Source organism: Microvirga tunisiensis (assembly GCF_009296175.1).
Taxonomy (GTDB): domain Bacteria; phylum Pseudomonadota; class Alphaproteobacteria; order Rhizobiales; family Beijerinckiaceae; genus Microvirga; species Microvirga tunisiensis.
Window position 1 is genome coordinate 1 of the sequence record NZ_VOSK01000909.1, and the last position, 788, is coordinate 788.

Sequence of the window (788 nt, forward strand, 5' to 3'; positions counted from 1 at the left end):
GAACTTCAAACTCATGAGCCACTCAGCACGACAGGCGGTTGCGGATGACCCCGCTCTTACTACATTTAGCACACAGCTCGATCGGCTCGGGGCTGCAGCCAGGGCTTTGCACAGCCTGGATCTTCCCGACGCAGACCCAGCGCATCTAACTTGGGCTGCCGGGCCAACACTGAAATTTCTATCCGGCGCGGAGCAATCTGCCGTGGTCGATCGCATTCTCAGCGACCCTTCCGCAAGGAAGCAAGCTTACGCGATCCAGGGCATGGCGGACCACCTCGGTGATCTTGGTGGCGGAAACAGAACACGCCTGATTGAGCCAATGATCGAACAATTTGAACAGTATGACCCAGGACAAAACCAAAACTTTTGGCCAGCAGCGATTGCCCTTGCACGTGCACGTGAGCACTTGAATGACAATCAAGTTGCGCGCCTTCAGGATGCAATGAACAAACATCCGATACTGGCTGCAGAATATAACGATGCCCAGCGGTGGGTTTCTTTCTATAACCCTCTCTCGCCATCCGAGCCTGCGGCAGTGACGCAAAGTTCCCGTTTCAACAACAGCATCGGCGCGATTGAGGGATCAGTCGGTGAGCTGGTAAGAGACAATCCAGTCGGCGAGCATAGGGACTTGATTGAGGTTCGCGCGGTCTCGGTGTCCATCAACAGTGCCTACGATCACGCGCGACGCGAACTAAGGGATGCCTCCAGAACCCGAGATCGCTCAACCTTGGCCCGATGACAGAGTTCGGCACGGCTGATCGGCCTGCCAGGGGGTCATCGCCTCG

1 protein-coding gene is annotated in these 788 nt (G+C 56.5%); it reads left to right on the forward strand.

What is annotated here, in order from left to right; genetic code table 11:
- On the forward strand, nt 1-742 hold a 742-nt coding region (locus FS320_RS44460), incomplete at its 5' end, for a hypothetical protein (RefSeq protein WP_210252275.1).
- Nucleotides 743-788 lie beyond the last annotated feature (46 nt).